Genomic DNA, 18,799 nt, shown 5'->3' with positions numbered 1-18,799 from the left:
GCAACGTTGGACGGTGTGAAATCCGACCGGCGCTTGACCGAAATCTCACCTAGAGTATGATCGATGCGCGCTTAGGTGGCGACCGGAGACGGTGCAACGTCTCCGGTCGCTGTTCCGAACGAATGCGGCTTGGGACCGCAGAGTCAGGTGTCGGTTCACACGGCACTTGTAGATCTTCTGCGCCTTTCGTCAAGTCGATGACACAGAGGAGGTCGCCGATGAAGTACGAGAAGTTCACGGTCGCTGGAACGCAGGGATGGCGATGGCGCCTTCGTGCCGATAACGGGCGCATTATATCGACGTCCCGCGAGATATATGTGACCGAGCACGCCTGCGATTACTCGATCGTCTTAAGTAAATCCTCCGCAAACGCGCCCGTCTTGCGCCTGTGACCGCATCGGGGCAGGCTTTCCTGCCCCGAACCGCTCCCTCTCCCGGAGAGGATCCACCACGCCAGATGGTGGCTGCCGCCACATTGCGGGTTGCTCCCCCGCACCCGCGGGGACCTCACATGCATATCCGCTACCGCGATCGATCAAACGAAGCAAAAGCGGCCGGCCTGTTCGACATCCTGGCCGCCCTGAGCGCCGACGCCGTAGCCTCCTTCCCGGCCCTGCGTCCGCACCAGCGCCAGGCCTGGCACGCCTTCCTGGTCCAGGTCGCCGCGATGGCCCTCCATCGCGCCGGTGCGGTGACGCTGCCGGAGACCGGGGAGGCGTGGCGCCGGCTGCTCCTGGCCCTCACGCCGGACTGGCCGGACGGCGAGGCGTGGGCGCTCGTGGTCGAGGATTGGGGCAAGCCGGCCCTGTTCCAGCCGCCGGTGGCGAGGCCCGCGAACGCGGCGGATTACCGGGGGCGGATCGAGGCGCCCGACGCCCTCGACATGCTGGTCACCGCCAAGAACCACGACCTCAAGGCCGAGCAGATGCGGGACGCCGCGGACGACCACTGGCTCTTCGCCCTGGTCAGCCTCCAGACCCAGGAGGGTTTCATGGGCGCCGGCAATTTCGGCATCAGCCGGATGAACGGCGGTTTCGGCAGCCGCACGACCCTCGGGCTGCGGCCGCAGGGTCCGCCCGGCGGCGCCTTCCGGCACGATGTCGGCCGGCTCCTCGCCGGAGGGCGCGACCGGATCCTGGCGAGACAGCCGGCGCTCGCCGCCCGCGACGGGCCGGGCCTGCTCTGGCTTGCACCGTGGGACGGACAGACCTCGCGGGGCTTCTCGGGGCTCGATCCGCTCTACGTCGAGGTCTGCCGCCGCGTGCGGCTGGTGCGGGAGGACGGCCGCCTCGTCGCCCGCACCGCGGGCTCGAAGGCGGCCCGGATCGAGGCGAAGGCGCTCACGGGACGGACCGGCGACCCATGGGCGCCCGTGCCGAACGACGGCGAGAAAGCCTACACGCCGACGCGCGCCGGCTTCGGCTACCGGCAGGTCGCCAGGTTGATGAACCCGAAGATCACCGTGCGGCCGGTGCTCGCCACCGCGACCCCGGGCATGGCGGGCACCGGTCTCGTCTTCGTCTTCAGTGCCGTGGTGCGCGGCCAGGGCAAGACGGAAGGGTTTCACGAGCGCTACCTGCCGGTGCCGGGGTTCATCGCTCCCCTGCTGGAGCAGCACGGCGATGCGATCCTCGACCGCATCGGCGAGGTCGCGCAGGAGCGCGCCGACGAGGCCGGGGAGATGGGGCGCATCCTGCGCCACGCACTCCTGGCGCTGATGCGCGGCGGGCGCGACGGCGTGCGGCTCGACGACGAGGCGGCCCAGCGCAAGGCCGCGTCCTGGCAGACGACCTACGACGACCGCGTCGAGGCGGGCGTCTTCGACGACGCGTTCTGGAACGAGGTGGCGGAGCGGGACGGGCCGCACCGCGTGCCCTGGCGGGTGCGGCTCGCCGGGATCGCCCGCGCGGTCCTTGATGAGGCCGCCGTGGCGGCGCCGCGCACCGAGGTGCGGCGCATCCGCGCCCGAGCCCAGGCCTCTTCCCTGTTCGAGCGCCGGGCCGGTGCGTTCGTGGCGGAGGTGAAGGATGCTGGTTGAAGCGAAACCGACGACCGAGGCGGGCGGGAGGGAGGGGCGGCGCACGCCCTCGCTCTCCGCGCAGCTGCGCTCGATCTCCGGCCGGATGCCGGGCCTGACGACCGGGGCGCGGGCGGCGTTGCGGCGCCTGGATCCGGCGGCGCCCGGCCGCGGCGTGGATGCGGTGATCCCGCTCCTGATCGCGGCCGGCGTGAACCGGCGCGCCTTCGCGTCGGACGACGGCCTGCGCCGCTGGGCGCTGATCTGCCACCTGGTCGCGACCCTGTCCGGCACGGCGGCGCGGGAGGTCCACGCGCCGGTGCGCGAGCGGAACCCGGACGGGCAGATGGCGGGCCCGCGCCACCGCGAGCACGAGGCGGGGCGCAGGATCCACGCCGCCGGCGTGTCGGAGACGCGCCTGATGCGCCTCACCACCGCCCGAGGGCCGGCGCTCGTCGCCCAGGTCGCCCGCCTCGGCCGGTTCCTGGCCGCCGCCGGCGCCGTCCCGCTCGACCTCACTCCCATCGCCCGCCTGATCCTCACCGAGGGCTTCGACGAGACCCGGGCCGACGAGGCCCGCCTGGCGCTCGCCCGCGCCTACTACGCCGCGGATGCGGGCGACGACCGCGACGCCGACGAGACCGAAGAGGACGCCTAGCGTGACGACTCCCCGCTTCATCCAAGTTCACTTCCTCGCCTCGTATCCGGGCGTTCTCCTCAACCGCGACGATGCGGGGCTGGCCAAGCGCCTTCCCTTCGGCGGCGCCACCCGCACGCGGATCTCCTCGCAATGCCTGAAGCGCCACTGGCGCATGGCCGAGGACCCGCGCGGCCTGCACCGGCTCGCCGAGGAGGTCGGCCTCGAAGCCGAGCGCTCCAAGCTCGCGATCGAGCATGAGGTGACGGATCCGTTGCGCGGGCAGGCCGACGAGGTCGTGCTGACGGCGGTCGAGAAGGTGTTCGTCGAGCAGGTCTACGGCGGCAAGGCCGCCGACAAGAAGTCCCGCCAGGCGCTGCTGCTCGGCCGCCCCGAGCTCGCCTACCTGGCCGAGAACGCCGCCCGCATCGTCCGCGACGCGAAGAACGCCAAGGCCGCGGAGGCCGCCGCGCAGGCCTTCTTCAAGGAGGGCGACGGAAAGACGAACCTCAAGCAGTTGCGCGAGCAGAACCACCTCGCGCCGGGCCTCGAGAGCGCACTCTTCGGCCGCATGGTGACCTCCGACATCCGCGCCAACACCGATGCGGCGATCCACGTCGCCCACGCCTTCACGGTCCACGACGAGCAGCCCGAGCTCGACTACTTCACGGTCGTCGACGACCTCGCCAAGCGCGAGGATGCGGGGGCCGCCGGCGTGTTCGACACCGAGCTGACCTCGGGCCTCTACTACGGCTACGTCGTGGTCGACGTGCCGCTCCTGGTCTCGAACCTGACGGGCTGCCCGCGCAAGGCCTGGGCCGGCCTCGACCCTGAGGCGCGCGACCTCGCCGCCCGCGTGGTCGAGAACCTGATCCACCTCGTCGCCACGGTCAGCCCCGGGGCGAAGCGCGGCTCGACGGCGCCCTATACTTACGCCGACCTCGTGCTGGTCGAGGCCGGCGAGCGCCAGCCGCGCACCCTGGCGAACGCCTTTCGCGATCCCGTCCAGCCGCTGCGGGACCGCCGGGCGCTGGAGGCGGGCGCGACCCTCGCGGGCGAGACCGCGCGGGCGATCGTGCGGGAGATCGATGGGCTCGACGGCATGTTCGGCCCGCACGAGACCCGGCTTCAGGCGGCCCGCGGCCCGGCGCGGCTCTCCGGCATCGAGGGGCTGACCCTGCCCGACCTCGCCACCCGGGCGGGCGCCATGGTGCGCCGGGCCCTGATCGCGGGGTAGAGGCGGTGCCGGACCACCTCGTCCTCCTCCTCGACGCGCCGCTCAGCGCCTTCGGCGGCGAGATCATCGACGCCTACGGGGTCGTGCGCGACTTCCCCGGCCGCTCGACGGTCACCGGGCTCCTCGCCAACGCGCTCGGCTACGGCCGGGCCGACGGCACCCGCCTCGATCGCCTCCAGGCCCGCCTCGTCCTGGGCTCCGCCCGGCTGGCGGAGGGCCGGCGGATGCGCGACTTCCAGACCGCCCGCCTCGGCGCCGGCGACCGGGGCTGGACCACGCGCGGTCGCGTCGAGGGCCGCAGCGGCGGGGCCGCGACCTACGATTCGCCCCACATCCGGTATCGCGACGCCGATGCCGACGCCCTGGTGCTGATCGCCTTCCGCCTCGATCCCCCCGCGGAGAGCCCGACCCTGGCCGAGGTCGAGGGCGCCCTCGACCGGCCGGAGCGGCCGCTCTTCGTCGGCCGCAAGCCCTGTCTGCCGTCGCGACCGCTCCTCGCCGGGTGCGTCGCGGCAGACGACGTGCGCGCCGCGCTCGAAAGCGGCCTCGCGGCCTGTGCCGCCGGCGAGGGGCGCTTCCGCCTGCATCCCTCACGCGCCCGGCGCGAGGCCGACGGATGGCCCCGCTCCGCACGTCCGGTGCGCGCCCAATGGCCGGCCGACCGGGAGCCGGGCGAGCGCGAGCGTCGCCTGGAGATCTGCGACGAGCGCGACTGGGTGGTCGGCGTGCATGGCGGCTCGCGCGGGGTGATCGAGGGCCGGCTATCCCTTCCGGCCCGGTCCCGCGGAGAGACGCCGTGAGCGGCCAGGTCTTGCACCTCGTGCGCACCCCCGTCGCGTCCGCGGCGTTGCGGGCCTTCGCGGCGTATCAGGGCGTCCTCGACGACGACCTCGGCTACGCGCTGCACCTCGCCCTGCGGCGGCGCTTCGGGGTGGCGGCCCCACAGCCATGGCGCCTGATGCCGGGCCGCGACAGCGGACCGGAGACGCTGCTCGGCTACACCCGGGACCCCGACGCCCTGCGGGCCGCGGATCCCCGCGCAATCACGCAACCCGCGGCACCGCCGGACTGGGAGGCCGACTGGCGCGGGAGCGAGGATGCCGAGAGTGCCCTCGCGGCGCTCTTCCCGCAGCCCTTCGAGGCAAAGGCGATGCCGCGCATCTTTGCCAGGGGCGCGGCTTACGGCTTCACCCTGCGGATGCGGCCGGTGGTGCGCTACGGCCCGCGCGCCGGCGCGGCCCGGTCGGCAGCGGACCGCCGGGGCGGCCACGAGCGTGACGCCTTCCTGGCGGCGCTCGAGCGGCGCGACCGGGCGGGCGGGAACGAGGCGGGTGATCCGCGCGAACGCGAGCCGATCTACCACGCCTGGCTGGAGCGGCGCCTGGGCTCCGCGGCGGGTCTCTCCGCCTTCCGCCTGGTGGCGCATCGGCGCATCCGCACCGTGCGGTCCGTCCCGCCGGACGCGGCGCCCCGCCGCCAGTCCGGGTTCGCCGGACCCGAGACCCTGGTGGACGGGGTGTTGACGGTCGCCGATCCTGCGGCCTTCGCCGCCCTGCTGGCGGGCGGGGTGGGGCGGCACGGCGCGTTCGGCTTCGGCATGCTGCTGCTGCGGCCGGCGGAGCGGTAGGGCCATGCTCCTCGGCCGCCTCGGCCTCGACACGGCCCGCGTCCCCCACGGCGACCGGCACGGCCTCCTCTGGCTCGATCGCGGCCGACTGGAGGTGGAGGACGGCTGCCTGCGGTTCGTCACCCGGGCCGGGCCGGAGGGTGGCGCGACCCTCGCACCGGGCGACTACCAGATCCCGCATCAATCGGTCTCGGCCGTGCTGCTCGGCCCGGGCTCCTCGGTGACCCACGACGCCCTCCGGCTCCTCGCCCGTCACGGCTGCGCCCTGTGCGCCATCGGCGAGGGCGGCGTGCGTCTCTACACGGCGCCGCCGCTCATGCCCGACACCTCCGCCCTTGCCCGGCGCCAGGTCGAGCTCTGGGCGGTGAAGGCGACGCGCATGGAGGTGGCGCGGCGGATGTACGCCCTGCGCTTCGGCGAGATCGTGCGGACCCGCGACATCGCGGTTCTGCGCGGGATGGAGGTCGGCCGCATCAAGCGGGCCTACGAGCTGGCCGCCGAACGCTTCGGCGTGCCCTGGCGCGGACGCCGCTACGACCGGGCGAACCCCGTCGACGCGGACCTGCCCAACCAGGCGCTCAACCACGCGGCCGTGACGGTGCAGGCTGCTGCCGCCATCGCGGTGGCCTCGACCGGCACCATCCCGCAGCTCGGCTTCATCCACGAGGATTCGGGTCAAAGCTTCGTCCTCGACATCGCCGACGTGCGGCGCCACGACGTCGTCCTCGACATTGCCTTCGGGGCGGCCAAGGAGGCGGGCAAGCGGCCGGAGAGTATCGACCGGCTGGTGCGCCGCAGGGCAGCCGAGCTGTTTCGCCGGCGCGACGTCGTTCCGGGCCTGATCGATGTGATCAAGTCGGTCCTGGCGCCGCGGGAGCAGGACGACGACGGGAAGGCCGAGGCCGGTCCGGCGACCGACCCCGAGCCGACGTGAGCGGGACGAGGAGTGAGATATGCCGCTCTGCGTGGTCGTCACCCGCGACGTCGAGGATCGCTATCGCGGATTCCTCGGATCCGTCATGCTGGAGCTGGCCCCTGGCGTCTACGCCTACCCGCGCATGAGCGCGGGCGTGCGCGACCGTGTCTGGACCGTGCTGTCGGACTGGTACGGCCAGCTCGGCCGTGGCAGCATCGTGATGACCTGGGCGGACACGGCCGCGGCAGGCGCACTCGGCGTTCGCACGCTCGGTTCGCCGCCCAAGGCAGTGGTCGCCCACGACGGCGTCCTTCTCACCCGCCGTCCGCTGCGCAGCGGAGCGGGGATGCCGCCCCCAGGTCAGGAGGCGAGCTCTTTGATAAGTGAATAATGTCAGTATATTGACTGGCAGAGGCTCCCCCGCATCCGCGGGGATCGACCCCTCACGTGCACCGGATTCGCGCTGTTCGTTGTGGCTCCCCCGCATCCGCGGGGATCGACCCTACTCGGCGCTCACGGCCGACATCGGCGGATTGGCTCCCCCGCATCCGCGGGGATCGACCCCAAGATGCCCGAACCCGCAGAGCCCTCTACCAGGCTCCCCCGCATCCGCGGGGATCGACCGCAGCCCGGCCGCTATCGCGGCGCCGACCTCGCGGCTCCCCCGCATCCGCGGGGATCGACCCCTGCGCTGCCGCGCGCCCTCCGGGCGCTCTGGGGCTCCCCCGCATCCGCGGGGATCGACCCTCGACCAGCCGCTCCGCGAGCCCGGCGACGAGGGCTCCCCCGCATCCGCGGGGATCGACCCGGCGGACACACCCGCGATGATGAGGAGATCGCGGCTCCCCCGCATCCGCGGGGATCGACCCCCGAAAGCGTAGAGGGCGTCGTTCGCGTTGGTGGCTCCCCCGCATCCGCGGGGATCGACCCCACCGGGATCGATCCAGACCTGGCCGGGCCAGGGCTCCCCCGCATCCGCGGGGATCGACCCGTCTACCCGGCGCTTCACATCCCGCCAGCGGAGGCTCCCCCGCATCCGCGGGGATCGACCCCAGGAAAAGGTTCTTCACTGCCGCCAGGACAGGGCTCCCCCGCATCCGCGGGGATCGACCCTTCACGAACGCGCGGGTCGCCCATGGAGGCGTGGCCCCCCCGCATCCGCGGGGATCGACCCTGATGAAACGTGCGCGGCGTCTTCTTGAGCAGGGCTCCCCCGCATCCGCGGGGATCGACCCCCGACCTGGCGCAGCCGCGCCCACACCAGGGCGGCTCCCCCGCATCCGCGGGGATCGACCCGATGTCATGAAGTTCGTGATGCCGCCGCAGCTGGCTCCCCCGCATCCGCGGGGATCGACCCTCGAGCTGGCGCAGATGCGCCCACACGAGGGCGGCTCCCCCGCATCCGCGAGGATCGACCCGCGGCGCGGCCGTCACTGTCGGTGAAGGGTCACCGTCGTTCTCAGGCCACGTGTCTGAGCGTGGGTGTGGCCGGGCAGGCCCAGGGCAGGAACTCGTCGAGGCGGCTGTTGGGAGGGCCCTCGACGATGCGGGTGATCACGTCGGCCAGGCAGGCGTGCGGCTCGACGCCGATGCGCTTGCAGGTCTCCGCCAGCGAGGCGATGACCGCCGAGTGCTCCGCCCGGCCATCCGAACCGGCAAAGAGCGCGTTCATGCGCGTGAGGGCCAGGGGCCTGATCGTGCGCGCGGCCCGCCCGTCGGCGAGGAACAGGCCCAGCCCCGCCCAGCGCGTAAGCGCGTCGCGGATCGCCTCGGCCAGTTGGCTCGTCTGGCTGATCAGTCCGAGCGTCCGGCTGACGCTCTCCTCACCAGCGTCAAACGCTTCTGCCTGCGCGCACGCGAGGCTGAGCCGGAGCCCACGCCTCTGCGATGATCATCAGGCGCAGGACACCCGCTCGATCACCTCGAGCTTGCGTTTCAGCACCTCTCGAAGTGCAGCCGTGCATGGCCGCCTTCGTGGCCGGGTAGGGCGGCGTGGCGACAAGCGGGACGAAAGCCGGGCCCGATGTCACGTTGACCAGCGCCGCATCGGGCTGACGGATCAGATGCTCGATGAGGGCGTCGGTCAGCCGGATGGGGCCGGGCAGGTTGGTGGTGATCGTTGCCTCGGCATCGGCAAGGTCGCGGGCCCGGTCCAAGACTGCGAAACGCATGATCCCGGCGTCGTTGACCAGCGCAGCGAGGGACGGGTGCGCGCCCGTCACGCGGCGGGCAAAGTCTGCGACACCGGTGGTGCTGTCCGCGGCGAAGGTCATGGCGTGCAAGTTTGGGCGGCTCGCGATCGCCTGCTGCAGCGCCTCCATTCGCCGAACGGCGACGACGATGGTGTTGCCGAGGCGTGGACGCGATGCGCGAGGGCCTGTCCGATGCCCGAGGCGCCACCGGGAGAAGCATTCACAGGCTGCGGGCATGAATTTCTACTGAGGCTTGCGGCCGTGGGTAATGGTCTCAGGTCTCCAGCGCCGCCCTGCGCATTCCGGCCGACTCCCGGTCCGAACACCGGTCGTTGTGACAGATCGACCATTCTTGTCTATTCCATCAAAGGAATTAAAAAAATAATATTGAATTTCATTATTTTATCCGGTAGGACGTTCAGTCGATCGATATCGAGGCAAGAACTACATCAACCTCCGTCCGGATGGAGAGGCACCACCCTTTCCCGATAAGATCAATCTCACCCGTGTCCCTCATTTCATCGATCACCGTCCGAGCGTGAAAGATCGCCTCATCGATCGTGTCGACACACACCCCCTGATCGTCAGGTAACAATTCGTCCAACCTTGACAAATCGAAGTAAAATCTCGGCATGACCACCCCTTGTGGTTCGAATTAGATGTTATGTATCGCTGCATTTCAAGCCGATGAACCAAAGCATAGAAAATTTCGAGCTAAACGCCTTAAAACGTGAAATTGCATTGATAGGATATGAGATGCGTCAGCAACTCGGATATTTTCAACTCAGCGTCGGGCGGATCCTTGTGCAGTGTTCCTGGCGCGGCGCCAGTTCAGGTAGGCCTGGTAGATCTGCTCCTTGTTGGCTTGCATGTCCTGCGACTGCTCGCTCAGGAAGCGGGCGATATCGTCCCGGGGCGGTGCTTCCTCCTGATGGGCATCGAGCCAGTCCTGGGCTGGCCGGAACCGGGTCCAGCCGGCAACCGAGGCCGCCAAGTTGACCTCCCGCCACTTCGCGTGCCGCTGCTGTGTCAGAAACTTGTCGAACTGGCCGAAGAACGCATCCACGAACCGTTCGAGCTTGCGGTAACGCTCCGAGCCCTTCGGATGATTGTAGGCGCCCAGGATGGTGCCGACCGCGAGCGTCTCGACCGGCTTGGTCCCGTCGACGAGCTTCGGATAATCCGCGCTCGTCAGGGTCGCGGGCACGTAAGCCTCGCTGATCGCCTCCGCGTACGGGACCCGCACGAGGTGGAAGCGGTCGCCCGGGTCGAAGCCAGCGACGATCGAGACGGGTTTGGCGGCCACCGAGATCACGGCGTCGATCTCGCCTTTCTTCAGCATCTCGAAGGCCGTGGGCTGATCGACGTTGAACGGCTTCACCTCGATGCCGAGACCACGAAACATCGCGCGGCCGCTATAGTCGGTGCCGCTGCCCTTGACGTCGAAGCTGACGCGCTTGCCGGCGAGCCCGCGGACATCGTCGATCTCCTTGGCGGCGATCACGTGGAGTTCGTCGTCGAAGAGCTTCGCGACGTACTGGATGTGATGTTCGATGTTTCTCAGGCGCTTGTCCTGGCGAAGCTGTTCGATGGTGTCGGTGCGCAGGAAGGCGAGGTCGATGCCCTTCAAGAAGCGCAGGTCGTAGGCGTTCTCGCCGGCGCCCTTGCCCAGGATCGGCAGGACCCGGATCCTGTCGCCGTCGTTGAGAACGAAGGCGAGGTCGGCGCCGATGCGGAAGTAGGTGCCGCCCGCCGTCCCGGTTATCACCGAGACCGTGTTGGCGTTCATCGCCTCGCTGAGCATCGCTTCCGACATCGCCTCGCGTGGCGGGGAGGATTGTGCCGTGGCCTCGCAGGCGAAGCCGAACGGTGCCGCCAGCAGGATCGCGGCAGCGAACAGGGCGGGAATGGGGGACCGGGCCGGCATCGTCGGCATGCTCCGTCATCGTTGCGGCAGGAGAGCGCTGTCCGACGGCACGGATCCCGGGTCGTCGAAGAACATGCAGCTGGATCAGAGACCTGGAGCACCGTTGTCTCGCGGTGCGACCGGGCGCTGGCCTAGCGGGGGAACGCCGCCAGGCTCGTCGGCTCGGCGGCCTTGTCTCCCGCCGCCCGGGCATAGAGCGATTGCGCGCGTTCGGGATCGGGCCGCAGACCCCTGACCTTCCAGGTGCGCAGCACGTTCGGATCATAGGTCTGGGCCAGCAACAGCGCGGCTCGCGGCTCGTTCCGGCTGAGCGCCCGTTCCAGGACGAGCCGCGCACCGCTGATGTCGCCCCGGCGGATCAGGTCCTCCGCGCGCCCGACGAGCGCCGCCGCACCCGGCTCCACGATGGCCACGGGAGGCGCGGCAGCGGGCGGCGGGTGCATCGGTGGCGAGGCGGGCGGGGCCGGTCGGCTCGCGGCCGGTCGCGGCGCGTCGGCCGGACCGGTATTCGGCGGCAGGACCTTGGGCGACACAGCCGCGGGAGATCCGGTCCTGAGCGGTTTGGTGTCCGGCGGCACGGTCGCGTCCGGCCCGGGACCCGGGACGTGAGGGACCGGGCCCTGCGGCAAGGCCGCGACGAGCGTCCGCGCCGCCGCGCGGAGCACGGGCCCGGGAGCGTCTGGGTCGGGTGGCTCGGCGCTGACCGTGAAGCCGGAGCTCACGACCTGCTGCACTCCGCCATCCACCGCGTCGGTCATGGCGGCGACACGCATGACGAAGGTCCCGACCTGTCCCGGCTGCAAGGTGATGACGAGTTCCGGCAGGTTCCAGCGCGTCACCTCGATCGCCGCTTCCTCGCCGGCGGCCGCGACCGTGTGGGTGGTGTCGGTCACGCGTGCGCCGGCGGGGAGGCCGAGCAGGTACGTGCTGGTGAACGGCCTGTCGGAGGGTGGCACGACCTCGATGTCGAGCCTGATCGGAACGCCGGCTTCTCCCGCGACGTTGCGCGCCGAGACGTAGGGGCGGCCGTCGGTGGCGACGCGGTGTCCGGCGCCCTCCGCCGCAGCGAGCCCGCCCGGGACCATGCAGGTCGTCAGAAGCAGAACGGCCGCACGGTTCGCCGCGCGATGACGTCCCGGGCGTGAGGCGGTGTCTGAGGCGTGCCACATTGTGCGTCCTCCCGGTTTCGGCATGCGAACGGTGGAGCGACCGAGAGTTGCTACGCTGTCGGCTGGGTGTCTCTCGCGATTGCGGACTGACTGCCGTGGAGAGAGAACGATCAACTCTGTTCGATCATTCGTCGCGTCGGGGAAAGAGCGTATTCATCGATATACATTGGCTTGTGAGTTGCGACCAATGATGCGCCGGTCCCGCACTCGCACTAACAAATGTAATGAGTAAGATTTCTTGATGATTGCTACTCCTATCGTGGTACGGGCCGCCGATCCGGGCCGAGACACGCAGAGGGCGTTGGAGCCGGGTATGGTCCGGCCGGCCGAGCCGTGATCGACGACTTGGGGACGGATGTCCCGTCGCATCCGCCCGACGCGCCGTCGCCAGCCTACGGACCAGGTGGTCCGGGATTTTCATGACAATGCAGGTTTTGCCTGACATCCGTCGGGCAGAGCACGACCGTGTGTCCGTTCAAATGTATGCCAACTTTGCCATTAACCGAACAGAAAAGAACGAGGTCGCGCCGGAAACGGCGCATCCAGAAGCTCAATAAGGCCGACTGCGCTCAGCCTGAGAACGGCGTCATGGTCGCGATCCTCGGACGAAATCGCCGTCCTGCGCCTCGACTTCTGAAGGAAATCACAATGACACCAATTACTTATCCGGATACATTGATTGTCGGTGACGACGAGCTCTTGCGGGAAGGATTGTCGCTCCTCCTCCAGTCGGCGGACTACGCGGTGAGCGGGAGCTTCTCTCAGATGCCCGACCGCATCGATTGCGATCTGCTGATTGTGTGCTCGGACCGGGACGGTACGATTCTCTCCCATGTGGGTTGTCTCGGCCGGATGCCATCCCGGACCAAGCTGGTCGTTCTGATGAGCCGTGGCACGGATGCCGGCTTGCACGCCGACGTGTTCGCGCGGGCAGCCGGGATCCTCAATCGCGCGAGCAGCCCCAAGAAGCTGCTCATCGCGGTGCAGGCCGTGCTGGCCGGTGTCATGGTTCACGACGCGACACTGCTCGATAGCCACGACGGCGCCGGCGAGCCGCCCGCCGTCCGTCCGACGTCCGACGGTCCGATCCTGCTCGCCCGCGGCTTTCCCGCGGCACGCGCGGGCCGGGACACGATCGCCTGCAGCCTGTCGCTGCGCGAGCGTGAGATCCTCTCCTCCCTCGCCGACGGGAATTCCAACAAGGTCATCGCACGCAAGCACAACATCACCGAGGCCACCGTCAAGGTTCACGTCAGGCACATACTCAGGAAGTTGAATTTCAACAACCGCACCCAGGCGGCGCTCTGGGCGAAGGAATACTCCATGATGACGGCATGAACGGCCGCACCCGCTCGGGCGAGGGCGGTCCTGCCGAGGACGGGTCGCTGTGGCCGGATTGCGAACCGACCGGGCGGGACGCATGCGGCTTCCCGCCCGCGGAGACGACGGACGTCACGGGTCGCCGTGGGGCGTGAGTAATCCGGGCGAATGATCAGGGTTGGATGCCGCCTTGATGCCTAATCACATGGGTTTACTTGCGAAATAAGCAATCAATCTGATAAGGATTGAGCCATGCCTCAACGCAGCGATGAACTTTGCGTGGCTCGCGACCATATTGACGATGGAGAGTGAGATGTCCCACAGGTTGGACGATTGCGCAGACCTTCGCGGCGAAATGGACGACCTCCTCTGCGCTCATGACGGCGAAGCGGTGGCGGCGAGCGGCCTCGTCCACACCGCGCCGGGGACGCGGATCACGCAGGCCGTCATCATGGCCGGGGGCAAGGGAACGCGACTCCATCCCTACTCCGCCCTGTTCCCCAAGCCGCTGATGCCCCTCAACGACATGCCCGTTCTCGAGCTGCTGCTGCGGCAGATGAAGAATGCCGGCATCACCGACGTCATCCTGGCCGTGAACCATCTGAGCCACTTGCTGGAAGCCTTCTTCGGCAATGGCGAGCGCCTCGGCCTCAACATCCGCTACCGCCTGGAAAGCAAGCCGCTCGGAACCGCCGGTGCCCTCGGCGACATGCTCGACGACCTTGACGACGACTTCTTCGTGACGAACGGAGACCTGCTGACGACACTCAGCCTCGACCGGATGATGCAGGCGCATTATCGCTCGGCGGGGGATATCTCCATCGGAGTCTACAAGAGAGAGGTGAAGATCGACTTCGGCTTGATCGAGATCGATCAGCGCAGTCGCCTCATGGCCTATCGCGAGAAGCCGACGAGCAGCCATTTCGTCAGCATGGGCGTCTACGCCCTGCGCCGGGAAGCGGTACGGATGCACCTGACCAGCGGCGAATACCTCGACATGCCGGGCCTGATCATGAGCGTCAAGCAATCCGGCGGCGACGTCACCTGCTACCACGAGGATTGCGTGTGGCTTGACATCGGACGGCCCGACGATTTCGCTCTGGCGCAGCAGATGTTCGTGAGCGAGCGCAACCAGTTCCTGGCGTCATGATCCGATGGGCGGCAGCCTGATCAGCGGGGCCGGGGGGTTTGTCGGCCAGGCGCTCGCGCGCCATCTGCGCGCGAGCGGGGGGCGGGTCGCGACGGTCGGCCTCCGGGCCGGCGCGGAGGACCCCCGCGATGGTGCCGCGACGGCGGCCTCGCCGGTGGAGCGGTGGTGCCGGGCCCTCGACCTCGCGCGGCCCGACGTGGTCTATCACCTCGCGGGCGCGATGCAGGGCGACGAGGCGCAACTCCTGTCCGTCAATCTCGGCCTCACCGAAGCGCTCTTTGCGGCGCTCCGGCTGACGGGCCTGCATCCGACGCTGGTCGTCGCGGGAAGCGCGGCGGAGTACGGGGCGGCGGCGCGCGACGGGATCCCCGTGCGGGAGGACGCCGCTTGCTCGCCCTACACCGCCTATGGCCGCAGCAAGCTCGCGCAATCGCAGGCCGCGCTCGCCCTCCGCGAGGAGGGGCGCTCCCGGGTCGTCGTGGCGCGCATCTTCAATCCGGTCGGACCGGGCATGCCGGCCCACCTGGCGCTCGCGGATTTCGCCGCCCAGATCGCCCGGATGCCGCCGGCGGGCGGACGGCTGACAACCGGCAATCTCGACGTGCGTCGGGATTTCATCCACGTCGACGACCTCGCGGCCGCGCTCGCGGCGCTGGCGAGCCGCGGCGATGCCGCGGGCCTCTGCAACGTGTGCACGGGCGTCCCGACCCGGCTCGGCGACCTCCTGCAGGCGATGATCGCCGCCTCCGGCAAGGCCGTCACGATCTCAGCCGATCCGACCCGCTACCGCCGGCACGAGCCTGGCGTCATCGTCGGCGACACGGCGCGGCTGAGAGACTGGACCGGGGGCGCGATGCAACGCTGCCTGCGTGAGGCGGCGGTCCGCGTCCTCTCGAGGCACGCCGAGGCTCACCCGGGCCGGACCGAGGACGCACCCGCGCCGGACGGCGTTGCGGTTGATGGCCCGAGCGGCGTCCGCCCCGGTGCGCGGCCGGCGGGCGGAGCCGGCCCCGCGGGGCGGCCCTCACCCAAGGCGTCGCTGCAATAACTCGTCAGGATTATTTGAAACGTCGGTCCGCTATGCGAGAGTAATTGTTGTTCTACGAGTCGACCGCTGCTCAGCCGTCGTCTTGCAAGACCCTTCTAGAAACACGAAGACCGCACCGCATTCCGACATTGCGCGACGACGAAACATCCGGCGCGGCGCTGCGACCGGCTGTTGCGGTCTGGTTCGCGACCGAAGCCGTTCGCGGTTTCGGTCAACCGAGCAACCCTGACAGGAAATTTCCGGCCATGCGCACGATCGATGGCAATCTGTCCGACTGGACCAGCGCCGACCTTCTGACGACGACCGGCGTGCCGGCGGGCTACCAGCTCTACGGCGACCTCTCGGGCGGCTCTCTCACCTTCGCCATGAAGGCGCCGACGGCGCTCAACACCGGCTCGACGATCTGGCTCAACACCGACAAGTCAACGGCGACCGGCTACAACATCTGGGGCCTGTTTTCAGGCTACGACTACAACATCAACTTCACGAACGGCATACCGTACCTCTACACGGGCGCCGACGGCCAGAACCTGGTCAGCGCGACCCCGCTCAGCTATGCCTACAGCGCCGATCATACAACGGTCGAACTAGCCGTTCCGGTGGCGCAGATAGGGAATACCACCGCCCTGAACGTGCTCGCCGACGTCGACAACAGCACATACCTGCCGGGAGATTACAGCGCGGGGCCGTACTCCGTCACCGACAAGGCATCGCTGCCGGCCCGGACCTATACCGGGCACAAGATCGGCATCGTTTATTCGGAGACGACCGCGGCCAAGTATTTCAGCCAGACCGCGTACTCACAGCTGTTCATGATGGCGCAGGACCAGGCCGCCCAGGCCGGCGTGCCCTACGACCTGCTGTCGGAGGCCGACCTCACCGACCTGTCCAAGCTGGTCAATTACGACGCCCTGGTCTTCCCCTCCTTCCAGAACGTCGCGGCCGACAAGGTTGGGGCGATCACTGACACTCTCAGCACGCTGACCAAGAACTACCATGTCGGTATCGTCGCGGCCGGTAACTTCATGACCAACGACGGGACCGGAGCGGCACTGCCGGGCGATTCCTACGCGCGCATGAAGGCGCTGCTGGACGTGAACCTCGTCGGGAACGCCAGCGGGGTGAACGTGCAGGTCACCGCCGGCTCGAGCACCAACCCGATGATGGCCGGTTACACGCCCGACGAAGTCATCCGCAACTATTCGGGCATCTCGACCTCCTATTTCACGTCTACCGACGGCCTCGGCACCACGCTCGCCAACCAAGTGGTCAACGGGCAGTCGCAGGCGGCGGTGCTGGCGACGAAGACAGGCGGCAACAACGTCCACTTCGCCACCGAGGGCATGCTGGGCGACAACAACATGCTGCAGCACGCGATCGACTGGGTGACGGCTCCGGCCAGCGGGCCGGATGTCAGCCTGCACCTGAGCCGCGGCAAGGCGGTGGTGACCGCCCGGGTCGACATGGATCAGGCCATGGAGATCAGCGACGTGAAGCCGGCCTCGGGCCCCGGCATCTACGACGCGCTGCTGCCGATCCTGACGCAGTGGAAGAAGGATTATAACTTCGTCGGATCATACTACATCGATATTGGCAACAACCAGGCCAACGGGGACTATACGGATTGGACATGGTCCAAGAAATACTACAACCAGATGCTCGCGATGGGCAACGAGATCGGGTCGCACTCCTACACGCACCCGGAGGACACGAATGTCCTGACGCCGGCCCAGTACCAGTTCGAGTTCCAGCAGTCGCGGGCGCTGATCGAGCAGCAGCTCGGCCTGACGAACATCGGCGTCGCCGTTCCCGGGGCCGGTGAGACCGTCACGACGGCGCGCAACATCGCCCAGTACTATCCCTACATGACCGGCGGCGCGTCCATGATCGGCGCGGGCTACCCGGGGGCGATCGGGTATCTTAGCCCGGCTGCCACCGATTCGAAGGTCTACATCGCACCCAATACCTCGTTCGACTTCACCCTCATCGGCTACCAGAAGCTCACGCCGGCCCAGGCCGAAGCCAAGTGGGCCTCCGAATGGAGCGACCTCACGAGCCACTCGGACATGCCGGTGGTCGTCTGGCCCTGGCACGATTACGGGCCGACCAACTGGCCGCTCGATCCGGGCGTTCCCTCGAACTACACCCAGCAGATGTTCACGGACTTCATCCAGCGGGCCTACCAGGCCGGATCCGAGTTCGTGACGCTGGCGGACTTGGCGCAGCGGGTCTCGACGCTCGAGAAGTCCGACGTAAGCTACGCCTGGAACGCCTCGACCAGCGTGCTGGCGGCCACGGTCACGACGGCGACGACGGGCGATCTCGGCAAGTTCGCCCTCGACCTCGGCGCCGGCCAGACGATCAAGAACGTGAGCGGCTGGTACGCCTACGACAAGGACAGCGTCTTCGTCGACCGGGACGGCGGCACCTTCAACATCGCGCTCGGCGGGACGCCCGACGACGTCACCCACCTCTCCAAACTCGCCGACCGCTCCGACCTTGTCTCGGTCACGGGGAACGGGACCAATCTCAGCTTCACGGCGGTCGGTGAGGGGAACTTCCAGGTCACCCTGAAGTCGCCTCAGAACCAGTACGTTCAGGTCACGGGCGCCGACAGCGCCAGCATGTCTGGTAATCTGCTCGATATCGCAGTTTCGGGACTAGGCCAACACACGATATCGATCAATGAAGCGTCGTCGCCGGCGATGACCTCGGCGCGTGACTTGATCTTTGGAACCGCGACCGGCAATGCGATCAACGGGCTCGGCGGCAACGATTTCATCGACGGGGGGGCAGGGGCGGACACCCTGACGGGAGGAGCGGGGAACGACACGTTCGCCTTCAGTGCTGCACTCATCACGGGGAATGCCGACCGCATCACGGATTTCAGTCCGTCGGCCTCGGGCAACAACGACACAGTCCAGTTGTCGAAGAGCGTTTTCAATATTCCGACCGGGACGCTCGCCAGCACGGCATTCAAGACGATGAACTCGACCAACTCGGCGAGCGTCACGAACGCCGCCGAGGATCCCGCGACACGCATCTTGTACAACAAGGCTCTGGGCACGGTCTATTATGATGCCGACGGATCGCAGACAGGCAGCAATCCCGTGCTGTTCGCGACGCTCGACAACAGGCCGACCTTGACGGCGAACGACTTCACGATCGTCTGACAGCCACATCGATCGAAGGCGGGAGCACGCCGGACCGCGTGGCTGCCGGCAGGTCTGCCGGCGGCTGGGCAAACGCGGTGACACCGCATCGCCAAGGATCCATTCCGGACGAGGCGTCACCAGCCCGCGACGATGGAGCTTCGCTCCACGCGCCTGTGCGGACACGAAACCTGCCTGGCGACGCAATCCGTCGGAGTGCGGATGACATCAGCATCCGCGGGCGTTCGGGGCGCACGCGCGACATCCGGCCGGTCATGCCGACGAGCCGGGTCGATCTGCGGAGACAACACCAACCTGCAACGGGAGCATGACGCCATGTGCGGCATCGTTGGAATCGTCGGTCGTGAGGCGGTGTCGGGACAGGTGGTCGACGCCCTGCGCCGGCT

Annotated in this window: 16 protein-coding genes, 1 pseudogene and 1 CRISPR repeat array; of the genes and pseudogenes, 12 read left to right on the top strand and 5 right to left on the bottom strand. The window is 68.7% G+C overall.

Features of this window, described 5'->3' with window-relative positions:
• Positions 1-218: 218 nt before the first annotated feature.
• The 8 genes from DT057_RS17400 to cas2e all read left to right on the top strand — a co-directional run bounded on the left by DT057_RS17400 (position 219) and on the right by cas2e (position 6,825).
• The gene (locus DT057_RS17400) at positions 219-392 is read left to right on the top strand and encodes a DUF1508 domain-containing protein (RefSeq protein ID WP_128563367.1); all 174 of its coding nucleotides are present in this window, start codon (positions 219-221) and stop codon (positions 390-392) included.
• Between the two features lie 119 nt (positions 393-511).
• The gene (locus tag DT057_RS17395) at positions 512-2,038 is read left to right on the top strand and encodes a type I-E CRISPR-associated protein Cse1/CasA (RefSeq protein WP_128563366.1); all 1,527 of its coding nucleotides are present in this window, start codon (positions 512-514) and stop codon (positions 2,036-2,038) included.
• Positions 2,028-2,675, top strand: coding sequence for a type I-E CRISPR-associated protein Cse2/CasB (locus DT057_RS17390; protein ID WP_128563365.1), 648 nt, complete (start codon positions 2,028-2,030; stop codon positions 2,673-2,675). The genes DT057_RS17395 and DT057_RS17390 overlap by 11 nt, the downstream gene beginning before the upstream one ends.
• Position 2,676: 1 nt before the next feature.
• A complete protein-coding gene (cas7e, locus tag DT057_RS17385; RefSeq protein WP_128563364.1) occupies positions 2,677-3,891 on the top strand; it encodes a type I-E CRISPR-associated protein Cas7/Cse4/CasC in 1,215 nt (404 codons plus the stop codon).
• Between the two features lie 5 nt (positions 3,892-3,896).
• Positions 3,897-4,691, top strand: coding sequence for a type I-E CRISPR-associated protein Cas5/CasD (gene cas5e, locus DT057_RS17380; RefSeq protein ID WP_128563363.1), 795 nt, complete (start codon positions 3,897-3,899; stop codon positions 4,689-4,691).
• The gene (locus tag DT057_RS17375) at positions 4,688-5,518 is read left to right on the top strand and encodes a type I-E CRISPR-associated protein Cas6/Cse3/CasE (RefSeq protein WP_162501434.1); all 831 of its coding nucleotides are present in this window, start codon (positions 4,688-4,690) and stop codon (positions 5,516-5,518) included. The genes cas5e and DT057_RS17375 overlap by 4 nt, the downstream gene beginning before the upstream one ends.
• A gap of 4 nt (positions 5,519-5,522) precedes the next feature.
• Positions 5,523-6,452, top strand: a complete 930-nt coding sequence (gene cas1e / locus DT057_RS17370; RefSeq protein WP_128563361.1) for a type I-E CRISPR-associated endonuclease Cas1e — start codon at positions 5,523-5,525, stop codon at positions 6,450-6,452.
• 19 nt (positions 6,453-6,471) lie between these two features.
• Entirely contained in the window at positions 6,472-6,825 is a 354-nt protein-coding gene (gene cas2e / locus DT057_RS17365; RefSeq protein WP_128563360.1) for a type I-E CRISPR-associated endoribonuclease Cas2e, read from the top strand.
• A gap of 22 nt (positions 6,826-6,847) precedes the next feature.
• A CRISPR array of direct repeats spans positions 6,848-7,852; the repeat unit is 29 nt; unit sequence GGCTCCCCCGCATCCGCGGGGATCGACCC.
• A gap of 41 nt (positions 7,853-7,893) precedes the next feature.
• On the opposite strand, the pseudogene DT057_RS17360 reads toward cas2e, so the two are convergent.
• From DT057_RS17360 to DT057_RS17345, 5 genes and pseudogenes are all read right to left on the bottom strand, one after another.
• Positions 7,894-8,268: pseudogene (locus DT057_RS17360) on the bottom strand (transposase domain-containing protein); the annotation flags it as partial.
• Entirely contained in the window at positions 8,267-8,755 is a 489-nt protein-coding gene (locus DT057_RS17355; protein ID WP_238314229.1) for an SDR family NAD(P)-dependent oxidoreductase, read from the bottom strand. The pseudogene DT057_RS17360 and the gene DT057_RS17355, both read right to left, overlap by 2 nt.
• 289 nt (positions 8,756-9,044) lie before the next feature.
• Positions 9,045-9,260, bottom strand: a complete 216-nt coding sequence (locus DT057_RS37530) for a DUF6894 family protein (protein WP_407068147.1) — start codon at positions 9,258-9,260, stop codon at positions 9,045-9,047.
• A 150-nt stretch (positions 9,261-9,410) separates the two neighbouring features.
• On the bottom strand, positions 9,411-10,553 hold the full coding sequence (locus DT057_RS17350; protein ID WP_128563382.1) for a TAXI family TRAP transporter solute-binding subunit: 1,143 nt from the start codon (positions 10,551-10,553) through the stop codon (positions 9,411-9,413).
• 131 nt (positions 10,554-10,684) lie between these two features.
• Entirely contained in the window at positions 10,685-11,722 is a 1,038-nt protein-coding gene (locus DT057_RS17345) for a hypothetical protein (protein ID WP_128563359.1), read from the bottom strand.
• 588 nt (positions 11,723-12,310) lie between these two features.
• On the opposite strand from DT057_RS17345, the gene DT057_RS17340 reads away from it, so the two are divergent.
• From DT057_RS17340 to DT057_RS17325, 4 genes are all read left to right on the top strand, one after another.
• Positions 12,311-13,060 (top strand): LuxR C-terminal-related transcriptional regulator, encoded by a 750-nt coding sequence (locus DT057_RS17340; RefSeq protein WP_162501433.1) that lies wholly within the window; start codon positions 12,311-12,313, stop codon positions 13,058-13,060.
• Positions 13,061-13,355: 295 nt separating this feature from the next.
• Positions 13,356-14,192: a sugar phosphate nucleotidyltransferase gene (locus DT057_RS17335; RefSeq protein ID WP_238314226.1), complete on the top strand. Its 837-nt coding sequence runs from the start codon at positions 13,356-13,358 to the stop codon at positions 14,190-14,192.
• Between the two features lie 4 nt (positions 14,193-14,196).
• Positions 14,197-15,240 carry an NAD-dependent epimerase/dehydratase family protein gene (locus tag DT057_RS17330; protein ID WP_128563357.1) on the top strand — a complete coding sequence of 348 codons (1,044 nt, stop codon included), beginning with the start codon at positions 14,197-14,199 and terminating at the stop codon, positions 15,238-15,240.
• 47 nt (positions 15,241-15,287) lie between these two features.
• Entirely contained in the window at positions 15,288-18,413 is a 3,126-nt protein-coding gene (locus tag DT057_RS17325; protein WP_128563356.1) for a polysaccharide deacetylase family protein, read from the top strand.
• Positions 18,414-18,799 lie beyond the last annotated feature (386 nt).

Origin of the sequence: Methylobacterium crusticola, assembly GCF_003574465.1 — a bacterium.
GTDB lineage: Bacteria > Pseudomonadota > Alphaproteobacteria > Rhizobiales > Beijerinckiaceae > Methylobacterium > Methylobacterium crusticola.
Note: the sequence above shows the minus strand (reverse complement) of the source record. Positions and strands in the feature narration are given on the sequence as shown.

Bases quoted from the DNA above. Each gene is read 5' to 3' on its own strand.
- DT057_RS17400 (WP_128563367.1), top strand. From the start codon at position 219: ATGAAGTACGAGAAGTTCACGGTCGCTGGAACGCAGGGATGGCGATGG.
- DT057_RS17395 (WP_128563366.1), top strand. From the start codon at position 512: ATGCATATCCGCTACCGCGATCGATCAAACGAAGCAAAAGCGGCCGGC.
- DT057_RS17390 (WP_128563365.1), top strand. From the start codon at position 2,028: ATGCTGGTTGAAGCGAAACCGACGACCGAGGCGGGCGGGAGGGAGGGG.
- cas1e (WP_128563361.1), top strand. From the start codon at position 5,523: ATGCTCCTCGGCCGCCTCGGCCTCGACACGGCCCGCGTCCCCCACGGC.
- cas2e (WP_128563360.1), top strand. From the start codon at position 6,472: ATGCCGCTCTGCGTGGTCGTCACCCGCGACGTCGAGGATCGCTATCGC.
- DT057_RS17355 (WP_238314229.1), bottom strand. From the start codon at position 8,755: ATGGAGGCGCTGCAGCAGGCGATCGCGAGCCGCCCAAACTTGCACGCC.
- DT057_RS37530 (WP_407068147.1), bottom strand. From the start codon at position 9,260: ATGCCGAGATTTTACTTCGATTTGTCAAGGTTGGACGAATTGTTACCT.
- DT057_RS17350 (WP_128563382.1), bottom strand. From the start codon at position 10,553: ATGCCGGCCCGGTCCCCCATTCCCGCCCTGTTCGCTGCCGCGATCCTG.
- DT057_RS17345 (WP_128563359.1), bottom strand. From the start codon at position 11,722: ATGTGGCACGCCTCAGACACCGCCTCACGCCCGGGACGTCATCGCGCG.
- DT057_RS17340 (WP_162501433.1), top strand. From the start codon at position 12,311: ATGGTCGCGATCCTCGGACGAAATCGCCGTCCTGCGCCTCGACTTCTG.
- DT057_RS17335 (WP_238314226.1), top strand. From the start codon at position 13,356: ATGTCCCACAGGTTGGACGATTGCGCAGACCTTCGCGGCGAAATGGAC.
- DT057_RS17330 (WP_128563357.1), top strand. From the start codon at position 14,197: ATGGGCGGCAGCCTGATCAGCGGGGCCGGGGGGTTTGTCGGCCAGGCG.